Raw genomic sequence first — 17,323 nt, forward strand, 5'->3', positions numbered from 1 at the left:
GTCGGAGGCGTCGCCGGAGTCTGTGGCAGCGTCGCGCCGGCGGCAACCGGCACGGGCCGCCCGCCGCTGTTCAGCGCCGGTTCGTCAGTGCGTAGTAGGCGAGATTGCCGACGCCGACGGCCGCGGCGATCACCGCGATCGCGCCGGGCGTGATGTCGTTCCAGCCGAACAGCTGGATCAGCGCGAAGCCCGCGGCCAGCGCGAGCAGCGTGATGCCGGAACGCAGCGAGGCATATCGGCGCTGCAGCGCCTCGCCGTCGAGAATCGACCGGATCAGCTCGTCCGAACTGCCGGCGCGCATCATCAGAATCCGCAGGCGCGCGTCGATGAGCAGCTTGACGACGTACGTGATGCAGCCGAACAGGGCGATCGGTATCAGGAACTGCGTGGACATGGGGTTCTCCGCTAGCCGTCGGCGCAACGGCCGGTCGCGGGCTATGGATACGTGTGCGGGCGGGGCGGTTGCAAGAGCATCGGCAAGAACCCGACGTGAGCAGGTAGCAACCAGAGAGGCACGTCAACGCCTTCTCCGGTTGCCACCCCCTTCCCTCCATTTCCTCGTTTCGCGACGGCGCTGCAACCGCCGTCGCGGTTTCCGTATCTTGCGGCGCATGGAGCGATCTTCGTGACGAACCCGGACCGCGTGCTGGTCGATGCCGTGCTCGCGCGGCGCGCGGGCGCGTTCGAGCGTCTGGTCGCCGATCACCAGGGACTGTGCTGGCACATCATCCAGCGGCTCGTGCGGCATCCGGAAGATACGCGCGAGCTGTGCCAGGAAGCGTTCCTGCGCGTGCACCAGTACCTGCATCAGTTCCGCTACGAAAGCACCTTGAAATCGTGGATCGGCCGCGTCGCATACGCCGTCGCGCTGCGGCACCTGGAAAAGAAGCAGGTGCCGCTCGTCGATGCGGCCGACGACGGCGAGTACGACCCGTATCTGCAGGAGGGCGACGGCTTCGATCTGGAGTCGGCCTGGGCCGATGCGGAACTGCGCGATCATCTGCGCGCGGCGATCGATGCGCTGCCGCCGTTGCCGCGCATGCTGCTGACGCTGTATCACCTCGACGAACTGACGATTCCGGAGATCGTGCAGGTCAGCGGATTGCCGGCCGGCACGATCAAGAGCCACCTGTTTCGCAGCCGTCTGCGCCTGCGCGAGCGGCTGCAGGCCCGCCTCGGAGAGACCGCATGAAGACCGATCCGATCGTGTCGCCGGCACAGCAGACGGAATGGCTGCGGCAGGAGCAGGCATTCGACGCCGAGCGCGGTGCGGCCGGTACGGAAGCACCTGCCTCGTACCGCCTGATCGCCCGGGCGCTGCGCGAACCCCTGCCGGTCGACCTGCCGGCGGATTTCGCCACGCGTGTCGCGCGCCGCGCCGAGACCGCCGCGCTGCTCGATCCGCGCTGGGAGCGGCGCGGCATCGCCGTCCTGCTGGGCACGCTCGCCGTGCTCGCCGGCGCCGGGCTGCTGCTCGAAGGCGCCAGCTGGCTCGCGGATCTGCAGGCCGCACTGCCGTCGTTGCCGCGGATCCTCAATGGCTGGACCCTGCTGCTGCTCGCCGGGCTCGCCGCGGCACAGCTGCCGGTGCGGCGACCCCTGCGCTGAGTCGCTTCCAGACATAATCGTCCGCGGAACTATGCAAATCGGTCATTAGGGCCGTGAGTTTCGGCCTATGAGTCCGTCCGCACTACGCCTTAGGATCGAGATCTCTGCGGCCTGCGTCCGGCGGGCGGCATGACGTATCGGGGAGATTCGTATGCATAAGTCGTTCAGCGACTGGCGCGCGTGGGGAGCGTTCGCCGGTCTGGTGCTGCTTCCGCTCGCACCGGCCTCGGCCTGGCACCGCCAGGCCAAACACATCGACAAGCTGGCCGAAAGCGAGATCGGCCACGCGCCCGGTCAGCCGCGCGAGGAGTCCTGGCAGATCGAACAGCGCCAGTTGTGGTTCGAGCGCACGCGCGCCCTGCGCGACAACCCGGACGCGGGGCGCGAGCGCGCTGCGGCCGTGGAGACGCTGAAGCAACTGCGCCGCAGCAAGGACCCGCAACAGGAGGCGCTCGGCGAATCCTGGGCGCCGGTCGGCCCGTCGTCGATGACGATGACCGACTGGATCATGGGCCGCGTCGCCGGGCGTCTGAACGCCGTGACGCCGGTGCCGGGCAACGAGGATACGGTCTACATCGGCAGCGCCGCCGGCGGCGTCTGGAAGACCACGAACGCGGGCGCGAGCTGGACACCGATCTTCGACCAGGTCGGCACGCTGCCGATCGGCGCGGTGACGCTCGATCCGAACAACACGAACGTGGTCTGGGTCGGCACCGGCGACAAGAACGGCGGCGGCTGCGCCGGCTATTTCGGCCAGGGCGTGTTCCTCAGCGAAGACGCCGGCGCGACCTGGAATGCGCGCAACGGCAGCGGCCCGACCGCCATGCCGCTGTCCATCGTCAACGCGGTCGCCGTGCAGCCGACCGACAGCAACGTGATCCTCGCCGGCGGCGCGGGCACCTGCGCGGGCGGTTCGCTGTCGGGCGCCGGCGTGTTCCGCTCGGCCGACCGCGGTCTGACCTGGACGCGCGTGCTCAGCACGAACGTCGAGGACATCGTGTTCGTGCCGGGCACGAACATCGCCTATACGGGCCTCATCAACACCGGCGTGTCGAAGTCGGTCGACGGCGGCGCGACCTGGACGCCGATGAACACCGGCCTCAACCCGGCCGGCTCGCGCATGCGCCTGACGATGTCGCCGAGCGACAGCAATACGCTGTACGCGCTGGTCGGCGACCGTCTCTACCGCACGATCGACGGCGGCCTGAACTGGTCGCAGACCAACGCCGACGCCTGCGAAGGGCAGTGCGGCTACAACCTGACGGTCGCCGTGCATCCGACCGACGCCTCGACGGTACTCGTCGGCACGATCCGCCACGCGCGTTCCACCAACGGCGGCGCGACGCTGACCGCGATGACGAGCACCTGGGGCACGTCGCAGAAAGTGCATCAGGACACGCACGTCGTGCGCTATTCGACGACGAATCCGAACCGCTTCTGGGTCGGCACGGACGGCGGCCTCTGGCGCACCGACGACGGCGGTCTGTCGTACGTCAACATGAATTCGAATCTGAACATCATGCAGTTCTACGACATCGCCGTGCACCCGAACGACGTCAACATCGTGTTCGGCGGCGCGCAGGACAACGGGTCGTCGGGACGCCGCACGAGCCTGCAGTGGGGCCTGACCTTCGCGAGCGGCGACGGCTTCATGAACGTGGTCGATCCGACCACGCCGTCGCGCGTGTTCCAGACCAGCTATCCGCAGAGCAACATGCCGACGATCGTGCGCTCGAATGCGAGCGGCAGCCTCGGCAGCTTCGAGCTCGTGCCGCGCACGGGCCTCGTCGCGTCGTCGCAGTTCCCGTGGGTCACGCCGCTCGCGGCCGCCGGCAATCAGCTGTTCGTCGCGTCGAACACGCTGTACCGCACGACGACCGACGGCAATTCGTGGACCGCGGTGTCGCCGAACATGGGCAGCGCGTCGTCGGTGATCACGCCGCAGATGATCGGCGTGCTGATGCCGACCTACGTCGGCACCTCGGGCGGCCGCATCTACTTCAGCGCCGACGCATCGGTGCCCTCGCCGACGTTCGCGAACGTGACCGGCGACTATCCGGGCGGCATCGTCTCTGACGTCGCGATGGACCCGACCAACGCACAGCGCGTCTTCATCACGCGCGCGGGCTTCGGCAATTCGCGCCTCTACCGCTCGACCACCGGGGGCACGGCGTGGACCGCGGTCGGCACCGGCCTGCCGAACGTGCCGGCGAACAGCGTCGCGGTCGATCCGCTGAACACGAACCGGATCTTCGTCGGCACCGACATCGGCGTGTATGAAAGTACCGACGGCGGCGACAACTTCACGGCGTTCTCGGCCGGCCTGCCGCTGGGCCTCGTCGTGCAGGATCTGGAAATCGACGACACGCCGCACGTGCTGACGGCCGGCAGCTACAGCCGCGGCGCCTGGCGCGTCGTACTGAGCACGAGTGCGACGAACGCGCCGCCGACGCCGGACTTCTCGGCGACGGTCAACGATCTGACGGCTGCGTTCACGAGCAGCGCGATCGACTTCGACGGCACGATCGCAACGACGAGCTGGAACTTCGGCGACGGCAGCCCGGCGTCGACGCAGCCGAATCCGACGCACACCTACGCGACCTACGGCGCGAAGACGGTCGTCCTGACCGTGACCGACGACGACGGCGCGAGCGCGAGCTTCTCGCGCGTCGTGCGCCTGTTCGCGCCGCCGGTTCCGCTGAGCAACGGCGTGACCGTGTCGGGCCAGAGCGCGCCGCAGAACGACGAGTTGCGCTATTCGCTGCAGGTGCCGGTCGGTGCGACGAATCTGAGTTTCGTGACGACCGGCGCGGCCGGCGAAGACGCCGATCTCAGCGTGATTCTCAACGGCGAAACGCTCTGCGAATCCGCCGGCGCCACGGCGGACGAGACCTGCAACATTCCGAATCCGCCGCCGGCCGGCAATTATCTGGTGATCGTGCTGGCCTATTCGGCGCTGAGCAATCAGTCGATCACGGGCAGCTATTCGATGGCCGATCTGATCTTCCGCAACGGGTTCGAGCCGTAAGCGGGATGTTGACGGGCTGAGGCGGAACCCATCCCCCACCCATGCTCCCGCCTTGAAGGGGAGGGGATGGGTGGGGATGGGTTCACGCCCGCCTTGCCCGGAATCGTCGAACACCCGCACCATGCGGCATGCTCAAACGCCTGCACCACGTCGCGGTCATCTGCTCCGACTACATCGTGTCGAAGCGCTTCTACTCCGAAGTGCTCGGCCTTCGCGTGATTGCCGAGAACTACCGCGCCGCACGCGATTCCTGGAAGCTCGACCTCGCCTTGCCGGATGGTGGACAGGTGGAATTGTTCTCTTTTCCCGACCCGCCGCCGCGGCCTTCCTGTCCGGAGGCGCGCGGACTGCGGCACCTCGCATTCGCCGTCGACGATGTCGATGCCTGCAAGCGTCGCCTTGAAGCGCATGGCGTCGCCGTCGAGCCGGTGCGCATCGACGAATACACCGGAAAACGCTTCGTGTTCTTCAGCGATCCGGATGGGCTGCCGCTGGAGTTGTATGAGGTCTGAGCGATCGATCGTGTCGGCCAGCAAGGCCGCTGCCATCGTGAGCACCGGCCCCGACGCACAGCGTGATGACGCCCGTGCGGATCAGAGGTTCTGATAATTCGGCCCCGCGCCGCCCTCCGGCGTGACCCAGTTGATGATCTGGTACGGGTCCTTGATGTCGCAGGTCTTGCAGTGCACGCAGTTCGCCGCGTTGATCTGCAGGCGCTTGCCGGCTTCGTCACTGACGATTTCGTAGACGCCGGCCGGGCAGAAGCGCTGGCACGGGTTCTGGTATTCCTCGGCGCAGCGCGTCACGCAGATGTTGGTGTCGAGCACCTGCAGATGCACGGGCTGGTCTTCGTCGTGCTCGGTCGCGGCGAAATAGACCGAGGCGAGTCGGTCGCGCGGCGGCAGCGTGCGTTCGACGAAGTCGCGCCGGGGCACTTCGTACTGGCCGATCTTGTGGAACTGCTTCCAGTCGGCGTGATTCTTCAGCGTCCACGGCGACAGGCCGGCGGTCAGCGTCTCCCAGCCGGCGTTCGCGAGACCGAGCCAGAGGCCCTTGTGGAAGCCGGGCTTGATGTTGCGGACCTTGTGCAGTTCCTTGACGACGACCGAGCTGCGCAGCTTCGCGTCCCAGCCTTCCGGTGCACCGGTCGCGGCGATGTGTTCGGCCGCGAGCATGCCCGAGCGCAGCGCCTGGTGCGTGCCCTTGATCTTCGGCACGTTGAGCAGGCCCGCGCCGTCACCGATCAGCAGCGCGCCCGGCATTTCGCATTTCGGCAGCGACTGGAAGCCGCCGGCCGTGATCGCGCGCGCGCCGTAGGAGAGGATGCTGCCGCCTTCGAGCAGCGGCTTGATCGCCGGATGGTTCTTGACCTGCTGGAACAGCTCGAACGGCGACAGCAGCGGATCGGAATAGTCCAGACCCGTGACGTAGCCGATCGCGACGCGGTCCTTGTCGAGGTGATACAGGAAGCTGCCGCCGTAGGTCGCGTTGTCGGCGGGCCAGCCCAGCGTGTGCACGACCTTGCCGGGTTCGACCCGGCCCGGCGGGAGCTGCCAGAGTTCCTTGATGCCGATCGACCAGGTCTGCGGATCGCAGTCTTTGTCGAGCGCGTATTTCGCGATGAGCTGCTTGCTGAGGTGGCCGCGCGCACCTTCGCCGAGCACGGTGATCGGCGCGGTGATGTCGATGCCCTGCGTATAGCCGGGCTTGTGGGTTCCGTCCTTGGCCACGCCCATGTCGCCGATGCGCACGCCGCAGACGGCGCCCGCTTCGTTGTACAGCGGTTCGGCCGCGGCGAAGCCGGGATAGATCTCGACGCCGAGCGCCTCGGCCTGCGGCGCGAGCCAGGCGCAGAGCGCGCCGAGCGAGACGATGAAATTGCCGTTGTTGTGCATCTGCGGCGGCACGACCGGCAGTTTCAGCGCGCGTTCCTTGTCGCGCAGCCAGTAGAACTCGTCCTTCGTGACCGGTACGCAGATCGGCGGCGGGTTCTTGCCCCATTCCGGCAACAGCTCGTTCAACGGTTCGGGTTCGATGACCGCGCCGGACAGGATATGGGCGCCGACGGTCGATGATTTCTCGATGACGCAGACGCGGATGTCGGGCTTGAGCTGCTTCAAACGGATGGCGAAGGCGAGGCCGGCCGGGCCTGCGCCCACGGTCACCACGTCGTATTCCATGACATCGCGTTCGCTCATGGCGGACTCCGGCTAGAGGCGAGAAAAGAGGCCGATTGTCGGCGCTACGGGTTGAGCCGGCAATCCGCGCCGCCCGCCGGCCGCGCCATCGCCGTTCGTCCGGCGCGGCGGGCCGGACGCGGAGGTCCGCACGCGGGGAATCGGCTACGCTACGCCGGCGAATTGGCCCCGGGGGGCGATTCGCCAACCTTCCAGGCTTCGCACCACGTTCCGGGCTTCGCGTGCCCGGCGCGGGCGGCTGCGTGCCGGATCCGTTTCATCAATCAGGGGAAATCGTGTCATGTGGAGAATCATTCTCGTCGTGCTGGTGGTCGCGTTCGCGGCCTACCGGGTCATCGGCGGTCCCGGCGGCAAGCCGACGGCACCTTCCGCCGGCCCGGACGCCTACGACGGTTACATCGAAGTACGCATGCTGATGCAGGGCGGCCAGCGCGAGATCGAACTCGTCGCGATCGAGGAGCGGCCCAACGCCGCCGACTGCGAGGCGAAGGACGGCAATGCGCGCGTCGCACGACTGTGTCCGGCGAGCAAAGGGCTCAGCTGCACGCTCAAGAGCCTGGAATGCTCGCGCGAGATCGAGCCGCGCTTCCAGAAGATGCTCGACAAGAAGCCAGTCAGCGTCCACTACGCGCATCTGACGCTCGACGACACGCCGGACAACCCGCGCCGCAGCATCGTGCTGGGCTGGGGCATGACCGAGCAGGAATCGCAGCTGGTCTGCGCGTCCATCCAGGCATCGGCGAGCAAGCGGAAACTGCAGGGCACGGTGACCTGCATCTGAGGCAGGTCGCGGGGATGCGCGGCGGTTCAGACGCCGCGCATCACGTCCGAGCGTTCATAGCGCGTCATGTAGGAAAACACGTCGCCGGGATGCAAGGTCACGGCGACCAGCAGGATGCGGTTCTTCGGATCGAAGTAGCGCCGCAGCGTGCGCAGCGCCGGCGTGCCGGGCTCGACTTCGAGCTGGTCGGCCTGTTCGGCGTCGAGCGCGACCGCCGACAGGCTCTGCTCGACGAGGCCGACGCGCGCGAACAGTTCGCCCTCGATCAGCGCGCGCATCGCGTCCTCGACGCGCGAGAAGCCTGGCGGCAGTCCCTGCATGCTCGCACGGCGGTAGACGTCGGTGATGCAGAACGGCTTGAGCATGCGGCGCTGGTAGCGGATGCCGTGCAGCAGCACGCATTCGGTGCCGGCACGCACGTCGAGCCAGCCGGCCAGCGTCGCGTCGGCGTTGAGCCGGTCGCTGTGGCGCAGCTGGAAGCGCGTCGCCTGGGTGTACTGCAGCAGGTCGTCGATCGAGCGGACGTACTGGTTGTAGCGCACCTGCGGCTCGGCGCTGCGGACCTTGGTACCCGAGCCGCGCCGGCGTGCGATCAGTCCCATTTCCTCGAGCGTGCGCAGTGCTTCGCGTGCGGTGAAGCGGCTGATGCCGAAGCGTTCGCAGAGCTGCGCTTCGGTCGGCAGCATGCCGCCGACCGGATGGTCGCCGCGCTTGAGTTCGTCGCGCAGTTCGTCGGCGACCTGCAAGTAGCGCGGCTTGCGCGACGAACGCAGGCCGCGACGCGGCGGCGTCGCAGGCGGATCGGAGCGCTGGCTGTCGGTCATCGGTGGATGCGGCTTCGGTGGCGTGGCGGGCGTGCGCGGAATCCTAACGTTACGGCGGGAAAAATACTGCGCAGCGACTTGCGCAAAAGCTCGTCTGCGCTGACGCTAGCCGCTCCATCGGACAGGGAGGTGTGGATGAATATGTCGCCGTCGGCCGGACTGGACGCCATGCGCGTCCGTGCGGCGAGTACCTGCCAGACCCTGCATTGGCTCGCCGCCGGACGCATCGATGCGATCACGTTGACCGAGCATTACCTCGCCGCGATCGACGCGGTGAATCCGCAGCTCAACGCGTACATCGGCCTGCGGCCCGACGTCACGCGCGCGCAGGCCCAGGCCAGTGCGCAACGCCGCGCGGGCGGCGGCGTGCTCGGCCGGCTCGACGGGATTCCGGTCGCGATCAAGGACAACATCGACATCGCCGGCTGGGCGACGACCGCGGGCCTGCCGGCGCGGCGCGAGCGAATCGCTGCCGCCGATGCGGCCGTCGTCGCCCGGCTGATCGGCGCCGGCGCGGTGATTCTCGGCAAGACCAATCTCGACGAGGGCGTGCTGGGTGCGTCGACCAACAATCCGCACTACGGCGCGACGCGCAATCCGTGGCAGCCCGACTACGGCGCCGGCGGTTCGTCGGGCGGCGCGGCGGCTGCGGTCGCCGCGGGCCTCTGCGTGGCGGCGGTCGGTTCGGACAGCCTGGGTTCCGTCCGCATTCCGGCCAGCCATTGCGGCGTGTTCGCGCTGAAGCCGACGCACGGCGAAATCTCGGCGCGCGGCCTCGTGCCGGCGGCGCGGCGCCTCGACGCGATCGGTCTGATCGCGCGCAGCGTCGACGATCTCACGGTGCTGCTGCAGGTGCTGGCCGGCTACGACGCCGAAGACCCGCGCTCGCGCAAACGCCGCGTCGCGTTCGCGCTGCCGGACTGGGAGCCGGGCCGGCTGCGCTGCGGTATTCCGCGCGATCTCGCCGGTCTCGGCGCGACGCCGGTCGTGCTGGCCGCGTTCGAGCAGGCGATCGCAAGCCTGTGTCACGAACTCGGCGAGCGGCGCGAGATCGATTTTTCCGACTATCCGCTTGCCCGCGCGCGCCGCGCCGGGCTGCTGCTGATGGAAGCGGAAATGCGCCAGACCTTCGCCGAGGATCTGGCCGACACGCAGCATCCGCTGTCGCCGGCGTTCCGCGGCATGCTCGATTTCGCCGCGGCGAAATCCGCGAGCGATTACGTGGCCGCCGACCGCATGCTCGATGCGTCCGTGCTCAAGGCGCGCCGCATATTCGCCGAGGTCGATGTGCTCGTGCTGCCGACGACGCCCGGCGCCGCGGCGCGCCTGGACGAACCCGAACCGGCCGAGCAGGCGCAGTTCACGAGTTTCGCAAGTCTCGCGGGCTGCCCGGCGCTCAGCATTCCGATGGGCCGCACGCAGGAAGGCCTGCCGCTCGGCCTGCAGTTCGTCGGCCCGCCGGGCTCGGACCTGCGCCTGCTGGAACTCGCCGAGGTCTGCGCGGCGGCGCTGGATGCGGCGCCGGAATATCCGAGTCAGAAATGAGGAACGAGAAGTGAGCAACGAGTAACCGCCGGCGGGAGCCCGCCCAGCCTTCACTCATTTCTCACTCATCGAGACTCTTTCCTCGCCATGCTCTCCGGCCTCCGCGTCCTCGACCTCTCCCGCATCCTCGCCGGCCCGTGGTGTACGCAGCTGCTGGCCGACTACGGCGCCGACGTCGTCAAGATCGAGAAGCCCGCGGGCGGCGACGATACGCGCCGCTGGGGGCCGCCGTTCCTCGATGCGGCCGACGGTGACACGGTTGCGGCATATTTCCTTTGTTGCAATCGCGGCAAACGATCGCTTGCGCTCGATTTCACGACGGCGGAAGGCCAGGACGTCGTGCGGCGGCTCGCGGCGATCAGCGACGTGCTCGTCGAAAACTATCTGCCGGGCACGCTCGCGCGCTACGGGCTCGACTACGCGAGTCTGTCGGCGCTGAATCCTCGGCTCGTCTATTGCTCGATCACGGGGTTCGGCCAGGACGGGCCGAACGCGCATCGCGCGGGCTATGACGCGATGATCCAGGCCGAAGCCGGACTCATGTCGCTGACCGGCGCGGAAGACGGCGGGCCGATGAAGGTCGGCATCGCCGTCAGCGACATCATGTGCGGCATGTACGCGGCGACGGCGATTCTCGCAGCGCTGCACGAGCGTGCGCGTACCGACCGAGGCAGCCGGCTCGATCTCGCGCTGTTCGACTGCCAGGTCGGCTGGCTCGCGAACCAGGGCATGAACTACCTCGTCGGCGGCGAGGCGCCGGCGCGCCACGGCACGGCGCATCCGAACATCGCGCCGTATCAGGCATTCGCGACGGCCGACGGCCATCTGATGCTCGCGGTCGGCAACGACGATCAGTTCCGCCGCTTCTGCGCCGCAGTTGGGCTCGACGCGCTCGCCGCCGATCCGCGCTTCGCGACGAATGCGGGTCGCGTCGCCGCGCGCGATGCGCTGGTCGCGGCGATCGCCGCACGCCTTGCGCAGCACGCGACGCAGGACTGGCTGCGGCGCTTCGACGAAGCCGGTGTCCCGGCCGGGCCGGTCAACGATCTGGCCCAGGTGTTCGCGCACTCGCAGGTCGCCGCGCGCGGCCTGCGCGCCGAACAGATCCACGACCGCTGGGGCCCGCTGCCGCAGGTGGCGAACCCGCTGCGGCGCGACGCACACCCGCAGCTCGCGCCGCGGCCGCCGCCGGCGCTGGGCCAGCATTCCGACGAGGTGCTGGCTGAACTCGGCGTCGACGCCGACGCGCGCGCGGCCTTGCGTGCGCGCGGCGTCACCGGCGCGTGACCGCGGGCCCGGTCGGAACGCTCCTCGCGGCGCCGCAGTGGCAGCCGCTGCCGGCGTTGCCGGGCGCGACGCTGCACTTTGCGACCGGTCTGTTCGCCGATCCCGCCGCGCTGTTCGCGCGACTGCGTGCCGAGATCGCCTGGGAGCAGCACCACCTGCAGATCTTCGGCCGGCGCGTCGCGTCGCCGCGGCTGTCGTGCTGGGTCGGCGATGCGGGCGCGGTCTACACCTATTCGGGCACGCGCTTCGCGCCGCATCCGTGGACGCCGGTACTTTCCCGACTGCGCAGCGAACTCGAAACGCTCTGCGCGCAGCCGTTCAACAGCGTGCTCTGCAATCTCTACCGCGACGGCCGCGACAGCATGGGCTGGCACAGCGACGACGAACGCGAACTCGGACCCGAGCCGACGATCGCATCGCTGAGCTTCGGTGCGACGCGGCGTTTCCGGCTGCGGCACAAGCGCGATCCGGCGTCGATGCTCGATCTGCCGCTGCCGTCGGGCAGCCTGCTGCTCATGGCCGGCGCGACCCAGCGCAACTATCGGCACGACCTGCCGCGCGCGTTGCGCGTGGTCGAGCCGCGAATCAACCTGACGTTCCGGCAGATCGGCTGACGGACTCAGGCGAGCAGCATGCAGGCCACGCCCGATATCGTCAGCGCGACGCCGAGCAGCTTGCGACGGGTCAGCGCTTCGTGCAGGAAGATCGCGGCGAGGATCACGATGAAGATCGACGTGGTCTCGTTGAGGATCGCCGCGACCGAGGCGCTCGTATATTTGTATCCGCCGAGCCAGAACAGCATTGACAGGTACTGGCCGACGAACGCGCCGAGCAGTACCACCGGCCAGCGGATGCGCGCGCGTTCTTCGGCGCGCGGCCACGGCGCTTCGCGGCGCAGCGCGAACAGCAGCAACAGCCCGCCGACACCGCCGGCCATGCGCAGCGCGACCATCCAGATCAACGGCTGGGTCTCGAGCACGCGCTTGACCAGCACGATCGCGAGCGCCATCAGCGCGATCGATCCGATGCCGAGCAGCAGGCCGCGGCGCAGTTCGCGGCGCTGCGCCGGTTCGGTCGCGGTGCGCCCGCCGACGACGAGCACGCCGCTCGTGACGAGCACGAAGCCGGCCATCTGCAGCGGCTGCAGCCGCTCGCCGAGGAACACGAACGACAGCAGGATCACGAACGGGCTGTAGAAATTGCCGAGGATGCCCATGCGCGCGGCGCCGAGGCGGTTCAGCGCGGTCAGGTACAGGCTGTCGGCGAGGGCGATGCCGATCATGCCCGACAGCAGCGTGATCGCGAGGTCGGCGGCGCCCAGTTGCGGCGGCGGGCCGCCGATCAGCGCGAGGCTCGGCAGCAGGAAGCCGAGCACGATCAGATTTTTCATGAGGTTCAGGCGCGTCGGCGCGATCGTTTCGCCGAGCCGTTTGTAGATAATCACGCCGGCCGACCAGGCCAATGCACTCAAGATCGCCAGCGCTTCGCCCAGACCCATGTCCCTACGTCCCGCCTTCCTCTACGACCAAGCGGTCGATTATCGCCGAGCCGCCGCATGAACGACCGAACCGCGTCGCTGAAGGATCGCGTCGGCTTCGTCATCGCGCTCGCGCGGCGCCTGCACGAATACGGCACGGCGGCGCCGCGTCTGGAAGAGGCGATCGGCAAGGTCAGCGCGCGGCTGGGGCTCGTCTGCGACGTGCTGTCGACGCCGACGTCGATCGTGCTGTCCTTCGCCGAACAGAGCCGCGAACTCGACGCGGTCGCGGACATCACGCAGGTGATCCGGCTCGCGCCCGGCCAGGTCAATCTGCGCCGGCTCTGCACCGTCGACGAGATCGCCGACCGCGTCATCGACGGCAGCCTCGATCTGCAGGCCGGCTACCGCCAGTTGCTGGAACTCGGCCGCCCACCGAGCCGGCGCACGCGCTGGCTGACCGTGCTGAGTTTCGGCACGGCCTCGGCCAGCGTCGCGACGTTGCTGCGCGCGTCGTGGATGGACCTGCTCGTCGTCGCGCTGCTGGGCTGGCTGATCGGCCTGCTCGCGCTCGGCGCCGAGCGGCGGCCGCGGCTGTCGAACAGCTTCGAGGCCGTGTCGGCGCTGCTGGTGACGACGATCGCGACGCTGTTCAGCGCCTACGTCGCGCCGCTGACGCTCAACGCGGTCGTGCTCGCGAGCCTCATCGTGCTGCTGCCGGGCATGACGCTGACGACCGCGGTGCGCGAGCTGTCGAGCCAGCATCTCGTGTCGGGCGTCGCGCGCATGGCCGGCGCGACCGCCACGTTGCTGAAGCTGACGTTCGGTGCCGTCGCCGCGACCCAGCTCTGCCGCGTGATCGGCGTGGTGCCGCCGAGCGAAGTGCTGCCGGCCGTGCCGCTCTGGGTCGAATGGCTGGGGCTCGGCGCGGGGGCGCTGTCGTTCGCCGTGCTGTTTCGCAGCGCACCGCGCGACGGCTTCATCGTGGTCGGATCGGTCATGTTCGGCTATGCGCTGACGCGGCTCGGCGGTGCGCAGTTCGGTCCGGAATTCGGCGTGTTCATTGCCGGGCTCGGCGTCGGCGCGGTCAGCAATCTCTACGCGACCTGGTACCAGCGTCCGGGTGCCGTGATCCGCGAGCCCGGCATCATTCTGCTCGTGCCGGGCAGCGTCGGCTTCAAGAGCCTGTCGTTCGTGTTCGAGCGCGATGTGTTCCTCGGCGTGGACACGGCGTTCTCGCTGATCACGATCCTGGTGTCGCTGGTGGCGGGACTGCTGTTCGGCGATCTGCTCGTGCCGCCGCGGCGCAGTCTCTGAACCGGATCAGCGGATCAGCAGGTCTTCTTCGAGCAGGCCGGTCGACAGCGCCGCGCTGAACCAGCGCGGCTGCTTGCCGCGGCCGCTCCAGGTCTCGCCCGGCGCCAGAGGATTGCGGTATTTCGGCTTCACCGTGCGCTTGCGCGCCGGAAACTGGCCGAACAGTTCTTCGATGGTGAAGCCTTCCTTGCGCGCGATCGCGACGAGGCGCGCGCGGACTTCGGCGGCGTGCTCGCGCTGCATTTCCTGCTGGCGCTGGTTCGCCTGCGCGATCAGGTCCGCCAGCTGCTGGGAGGTCAGAGAATCCAGGTCGATGGCCATGGCGATCCTTGTGCCGGTCTCGTCGGGACGAACGCGCCCGCTCTCCGGACGGCAGGAGAGGACGCGTTCGTCGTATGTGGGTCCCTGAAACGCGATTTTGTGCCAAAACGGATTAGTAGCGCAAAATATGCGAGCCGCGCCCGACGCTTGGCGCGGACCCCATGGCACGGCATACCCGCTGCCCTAAATGGCCGGTCCGGGATACTATGGGCGTTGTCGCGGGAAGGGTGGGGCTGGATTCTTTACGTCTCAGGGGTGAGCAGTGGGTCTGCTGGACGATCTCGAACAGGAAGCGCAGCGGCGCAAGGCGGGCGCCGACGACCAGGATCGCGCGAAACAGGAGCGCGAGGCCGCCTATCGCACGCAGCTCGAACCGGGCATGACGGCGCTCTACGAATACCTCTCCAAGCTCACCCAGAACCTGAGCTTCATCAAGCCCAAAAAATCGTTTCGCTACGCGATCGCCGGCTACGGCGACCTCGTGCTGCAGGTCGAGCACGAATACGACCTGAAGATCCAGAGCCAGCCCGCTTCCAAGGAAATCCGCGTCTCGTTCCCGTGCCCGATCGTCACGGACGAATGCCCGGTCGTCGAAGTCCTCGGCACGACCAAGGTCAAGACCGTCGCCGGCACGTTCCAGCGTTTCCATATCGGCGGCGTGACGATCACGAAGAAGGACGCCAACGGCGAGGTGCTCGCCGCCTCGGTCCGGGCGCGGGGACGCATCGCGCTCGCCGCGCTCTTCGCCGCCGATGCGGATTCCGGCGTCGTGCGCATGCAGTTCAACAATTTCGACCAGATCGGCGGACAGCAGACCAAGACCGTCACGGCCGAGCAGTTCAACGAGGCGCTGTACGACGAGATCGGCCGCTACATCGCGCGCGAGCCGAACAACCTGTTCCGCGAAGCGCTGCCCGACGACTACCGCAAGCAGCTGCGGACCAAGGTCCAGCAGGAAGAGATGAAGCGCCGCTGGGAGTCGCAGATGGCGCAGCGCCAGCGCGACGAACTGGCCGAGATGGAGCGCCAGCAGGGGCTCGCCGGCAAGCTCACGAAGGTCGTCGACCAGGTCAAGTCGGGTTCGCTGTTCGACAAGCTGCGCGGGCTCGTCAAGAAAGACAAGTGATCCGCAGGCGCCCGCGGCCCGGCACCGCACGTGCCGGGCCGCTCGCCGAGTCACCACGCCAGGCCCGAAGCGCATAGAATCACGGACTTTTCCGCCTCCGTCCGTCGCCATGCGCCTGAGCAAGTTTCATCTCGCCACCGTCAAGGAAGTCCCCGCCGACGCCGAAATCGTCAGCCACAAGCTGATGCTGCGCGCCGGCATGATCCGCAAGCTCGCGGCCGGCCTCTATACCTGGTCCCCGCTCGGCCTGCGCGTGCTGCGCAAGGTCGAGGCCGTCGTCCGCGAGGAAATGAACCGCGCCGGCGCGATCGAAGTGCTGATGCCGGCCGTGCAGCCGCGCGAGCTCTGGGAAGAAACCGGCCGTTGGGAGCGCTTCGGCGGCCAGCTGCTGAAGCTCAAGGACCGCAAGGAAGCCGAGTACTGCTTCGGTCCGACGCACGAGGAAGTCGTCACCGACTTTGCGCGCGCGGAACTCCACAGCTACAAGCAGCTGCCGCTGAATTTCTATCAGATCCAGACCAAGTTCCGCGACGAGATCCGGCCGCGCTTCGGTGTGATGCGCGCGCGCGAATTCCTCATGAAGGACGCGTATTCGTTCCATCTGAGCAGCGAATGCCTGGAGCGCGAATACTGGAACATGTACGAGACTTACGGCCGCATCTTCACGCGGCTGGGCCTGCGGTTCCGCGCCGTGCAGGCCGATGCCGGCGCGATCGGCGGCAGCGTCACGCATGAATTCCACGTGCTCGCCGAATCCGGCGAGGACGCGATCGCGTTCAGCGATGCCTCCGACTACGCGGCGAACGTCGAGATGGCCGAGGCGCTCGCACCGGCGCAGGCACGTCCGGCGCCGGCCGCGACGCTGGAACGCGTCGACACGCCGACGCAGAAGACCATCGACGATGTTTCCGCATTCCTCGGCGTCACGCCGCAGAACTGCGTCAAGACGATACTCGTGCGCGGCACCGACGGACTCGTCGCGCTCTGCGTGCGCGGCGATCACGAGATCAACGAGGTCAAGGCGTCCAAGCTCGCCGAACTGCCCGGCGAATCGGTGCTCGCCGACGAAGCCGAGATCGTCAAGGCGCTGGGCTGCAAGCCCGGCTTCATCGGCCCGGCCGGACTGCCCGAGTCGATTCCCGTCATCGTCGATCGCAGCGCCGCGGTGCTGGCCGACTTCGTCTGCGGCGGCAACGCCGACGGCACGCACTACCGCGGCGCGAACTGGGAGCGCGACGCGCGCATCACGCGCGTGGAAGACCTGCGCAAGGTCGTCGACGGCGATCGGTCGCCCGACGGCAAGGGCCAGATTCGCATCGGCCGCGGCATCGAGGTCGGTCACGTGTTCCAGCTCGGCACGAAGTACGCCGAAGCGCTGAAGGCCACGGTCGTCGATCAGGACGGCAAGAGCCGGCCGATGACCATGGGCTGCTACGGCATCGGCGTCAGCCGCATCGTCGCGGCGGCGATCGAGCAGAACTTCGACGCCAACGGCATCGTCTGGCCCGAGCCGATGGCGCCGTGGCGCGCGGCCGTCTGCCTGCTCAATCCGAGAAATGACGCGACGGTGACTGCGACGGCCGACGCGCTGTATGCGGAGCTCCAGGCGCGCGGCGTCGAGGTCGTGCTCGACGATCGCGGGCTGCGTCCGGGCGGCATGTTCGCCGACATGGAACTCATCGGCATCCCGCATCGCGTCGTCGTCAGCGAGCGCGGCGTGGCCGCCGGCACGTTCGAATATCGCGCGCGCCGGGATACCGAAAACCGTCAGCTCAGCCGCGACGAAGTGCTGGCGCTGTTCGAAAACTGAG

General features: G+C 68.3%; 16 protein-coding genes. 11 read left to right on the forward strand and 5 right to left on the reverse strand.

From position 1 onward, the window contains the following. Positions 1-70 precede the first annotated feature (70 nt). Complete coding sequence (locus VLF18_RS12045) at positions 71-394, reverse strand: DUF6249 domain-containing protein (RefSeq protein ID WP_325279869.1); 324 nt, start codon at positions 392-394, stop codon at positions 71-73. 231 nt (positions 395-625) lie between these two features. Between VLF18_RS12045 and VLF18_RS12050 the strand changes: the two genes are divergently transcribed. The 4 genes from VLF18_RS12050 to VLF18_RS12065 all read left to right on the forward strand — a co-directional run bounded on the left by VLF18_RS12050 (position 626) and on the right by VLF18_RS12065 (position 5,148). Then, entirely contained in the window at positions 626-1,192 is a 567-nt protein-coding gene (locus tag VLF18_RS12050; RefSeq protein WP_325279870.1) for a sigma-70 family RNA polymerase sigma factor, read from the forward strand. Further along, complete coding sequence (locus tag VLF18_RS12055; RefSeq protein WP_325279871.1) at positions 1,189-1,608, forward strand: hypothetical protein; 420 nt, start codon at positions 1,189-1,191, stop codon at positions 1,606-1,608. The genes VLF18_RS12050 and VLF18_RS12055 overlap by 4 nt, the downstream gene beginning before the upstream one ends. A 151-nt stretch (positions 1,609-1,759) precedes the next feature. Continuing rightward, entirely contained in the window at positions 1,760-4,636 is a 2,877-nt protein-coding gene (locus VLF18_RS12060) for a PKD domain-containing protein (RefSeq protein WP_325279872.1), read from the forward strand. 128 nt (positions 4,637-4,764) lie between these two features. Then, a complete protein-coding gene (locus VLF18_RS12065; RefSeq protein WP_325279873.1) occupies positions 4,765-5,148 on the forward strand; it encodes a VOC family protein in 384 nt (127 codons plus the stop codon). An 81-nt stretch (positions 5,149-5,229) separates the two neighbouring features. Here the strand turns inward: VLF18_RS12065 and VLF18_RS12070 are convergent, their stop codons facing one another. Further along, positions 5,230-6,834, reverse strand: a complete 1,605-nt coding sequence (locus VLF18_RS12070; RefSeq protein ID WP_325279874.1) for an electron transfer flavoprotein-ubiquinone oxidoreductase — start codon at positions 6,832-6,834, stop codon at positions 5,230-5,232. A 280-nt stretch (positions 6,835-7,114) separates the two neighbouring features. On the opposite strand from VLF18_RS12070, the gene VLF18_RS12075 reads away from it, so the two are divergent. Further along, positions 7,115-7,615: a hypothetical protein gene (locus VLF18_RS12075; RefSeq protein WP_325279875.1), complete on the forward strand. Its 501-nt coding sequence runs from the start codon at positions 7,115-7,117 to the stop codon at positions 7,613-7,615. A gap of 26 nt (positions 7,616-7,641) precedes the next feature. Here the strand turns inward: VLF18_RS12075 and VLF18_RS12080 are convergent, their stop codons facing one another. Continuing rightward, positions 7,642-8,439 carry a GntR family transcriptional regulator gene (locus tag VLF18_RS12080; RefSeq protein ID WP_325279876.1) on the reverse strand — a complete coding sequence of 266 codons (798 nt, stop codon included), beginning with the start codon at positions 8,437-8,439 and terminating at the stop codon, positions 7,642-7,644. A 135-nt stretch (positions 8,440-8,574) separates the two neighbouring features. On the opposite strand from VLF18_RS12080, the gene VLF18_RS12085 reads away from it, so the two are divergent. The 3 genes from VLF18_RS12085 (at position 8,575) to VLF18_RS12095 (ending at position 11,885) form a co-directional block, all read left to right on the forward strand. Continuing rightward, on the forward strand, positions 8,575-9,984 hold the full coding sequence (locus VLF18_RS12085) for an amidase (RefSeq protein ID WP_325279877.1): 1,410 nt from the start codon (positions 8,575-8,577) through the stop codon (positions 9,982-9,984). 87 nt (positions 9,985-10,071) lie between these two features. Continuing rightward, positions 10,072-11,271, forward strand: coding sequence for a CaiB/BaiF CoA-transferase family protein (locus VLF18_RS12090; RefSeq protein WP_325279878.1), 1,200 nt, complete (start codon positions 10,072-10,074; stop codon positions 11,269-11,271). Next, the gene (locus tag VLF18_RS12095; protein WP_414717216.1) at positions 11,268-11,885 is read left to right on the forward strand and encodes an alpha-ketoglutarate-dependent dioxygenase AlkB family protein; all 618 of its coding nucleotides are present in this window, start codon (positions 11,268-11,270) and stop codon (positions 11,883-11,885) included. The genes VLF18_RS12090 and VLF18_RS12095 overlap by 4 nt, the downstream gene beginning before the upstream one ends. 5 nt (positions 11,886-11,890) lie before the next feature. On the opposite strand, the gene VLF18_RS12100 is transcribed toward VLF18_RS12095, so the two are convergent. After that, positions 11,891-12,769 (reverse strand): DMT family transporter, encoded by an 879-nt coding sequence (locus tag VLF18_RS12100; protein ID WP_325279879.1) that lies wholly within the window; start codon positions 12,767-12,769, stop codon positions 11,891-11,893. 57 nt (positions 12,770-12,826) lie between these two features. Here VLF18_RS12100 and VLF18_RS12105 point away from each other — a divergent pair, with 57 nt between their 5' ends. Then, positions 12,827-14,065: a threonine/serine ThrE exporter family protein gene (locus VLF18_RS12105; protein WP_325279880.1), complete on the forward strand. Its 1,239-nt coding sequence runs from the start codon at positions 12,827-12,829 to the stop codon at positions 14,063-14,065. Positions 14,066-14,071: 6 nt separating this feature from the next. Here the strand turns inward: VLF18_RS12105 and VLF18_RS12110 are convergent, their stop codons facing one another. Then, positions 14,072-14,386, reverse strand: a complete 315-nt coding sequence (locus VLF18_RS12110) for an H-NS histone family protein (protein ID WP_325279881.1) — start codon at positions 14,384-14,386, stop codon at positions 14,072-14,074. A gap of 262 nt (positions 14,387-14,648) precedes the next feature. Between VLF18_RS12110 and VLF18_RS12115 the strand changes: the two genes are divergently transcribed. Beyond that, positions 14,649-15,512: a hypothetical protein gene (locus VLF18_RS12115; RefSeq protein ID WP_325279882.1), complete on the forward strand. Its 864-nt coding sequence runs from the start codon at positions 14,649-14,651 to the stop codon at positions 15,510-15,512. A gap of 109 nt (positions 15,513-15,621) precedes the next feature. Continuing rightward, positions 15,622-17,322 carry a proline--tRNA ligase gene (locus VLF18_RS12120; protein WP_325279883.1) on the forward strand — a complete coding sequence of 567 codons (1,701 nt, stop codon included), beginning with the start codon at positions 15,622-15,624 and terminating at the stop codon, positions 17,320-17,322. Position 17,323 lies beyond the last annotated feature (1 nt).

This window comes from Tahibacter sp. (assembly GCF_035481375.1).
Classification (GTDB): domain Bacteria; phylum Pseudomonadota; class Gammaproteobacteria; order Xanthomonadales; family Rhodanobacteraceae; genus Tahibacter.

Excerpts from the sequence above, each read along its gene's own strand:
- VLF18_RS12080 (WP_325279876.1), bottom strand. The coding sequence starts at position 8,439 with ATGACCGACAGCCAGCGCTCCGATCCGCCTGCGACGCCGCCGCGTCGC.
- VLF18_RS12120 (WP_325279883.1), top strand. The coding sequence starts at position 15,622 with ATGCGCCTGAGCAAGTTTCATCTCGCCACCGTCAAGGAAGTCCCCGCC.
- VLF18_RS12070 (WP_325279874.1), bottom strand. The coding sequence starts at position 6,834 with ATGAGCGAACGCGATGTCATGGAATACGACGTGGTGACCGTGGGCGCA.
- VLF18_RS12075 (WP_325279875.1), top strand. The coding sequence starts at position 7,115 with ATGTGGAGAATCATTCTCGTCGTGCTGGTGGTCGCGTTCGCGGCCTAC.
- VLF18_RS12105 (WP_325279880.1), top strand. The coding sequence starts at position 12,827 with ATGAACGACCGAACCGCGTCGCTGAAGGATCGCGTCGGCTTCGTCATC.
- VLF18_RS12060 (WP_325279872.1), top strand. The coding sequence starts at position 1,760 with ATGCATAAGTCGTTCAGCGACTGGCGCGCGTGGGGAGCGTTCGCCGGT.
- VLF18_RS12055 (WP_325279871.1), top strand. The coding sequence starts at position 1,189 with ATGAAGACCGATCCGATCGTGTCGCCGGCACAGCAGACGGAATGGCTG.
- VLF18_RS12110 (WP_325279881.1), bottom strand. The coding sequence starts at position 14,386 with ATGGCCATCGACCTGGATTCTCTGACCTCCCAGCAGCTGGCGGACCTG.
- VLF18_RS12100 (WP_325279879.1), bottom strand. The coding sequence starts at position 12,769 with ATGGGTCTGGGCGAAGCGCTGGCGATCTTGAGTGCATTGGCCTGGTCG.
- VLF18_RS12065 (WP_325279873.1), top strand. The coding sequence starts at position 4,765 with ATGCTCAAACGCCTGCACCACGTCGCGGTCATCTGCTCCGACTACATC.
- VLF18_RS12045 (WP_325279869.1), bottom strand. The coding sequence starts at position 394 with ATGTCCACGCAGTTCCTGATACCGATCGCCCTGTTCGGCTGCATCACG.
- VLF18_RS12085 (WP_325279877.1), top strand. The coding sequence starts at position 8,575 with ATGAATATGTCGCCGTCGGCCGGACTGGACGCCATGCGCGTCCGTGCG.
- VLF18_RS12090 (WP_325279878.1), top strand. The coding sequence starts at position 10,072 with ATGCTCTCCGGCCTCCGCGTCCTCGACCTCTCCCGCATCCTCGCCGGC.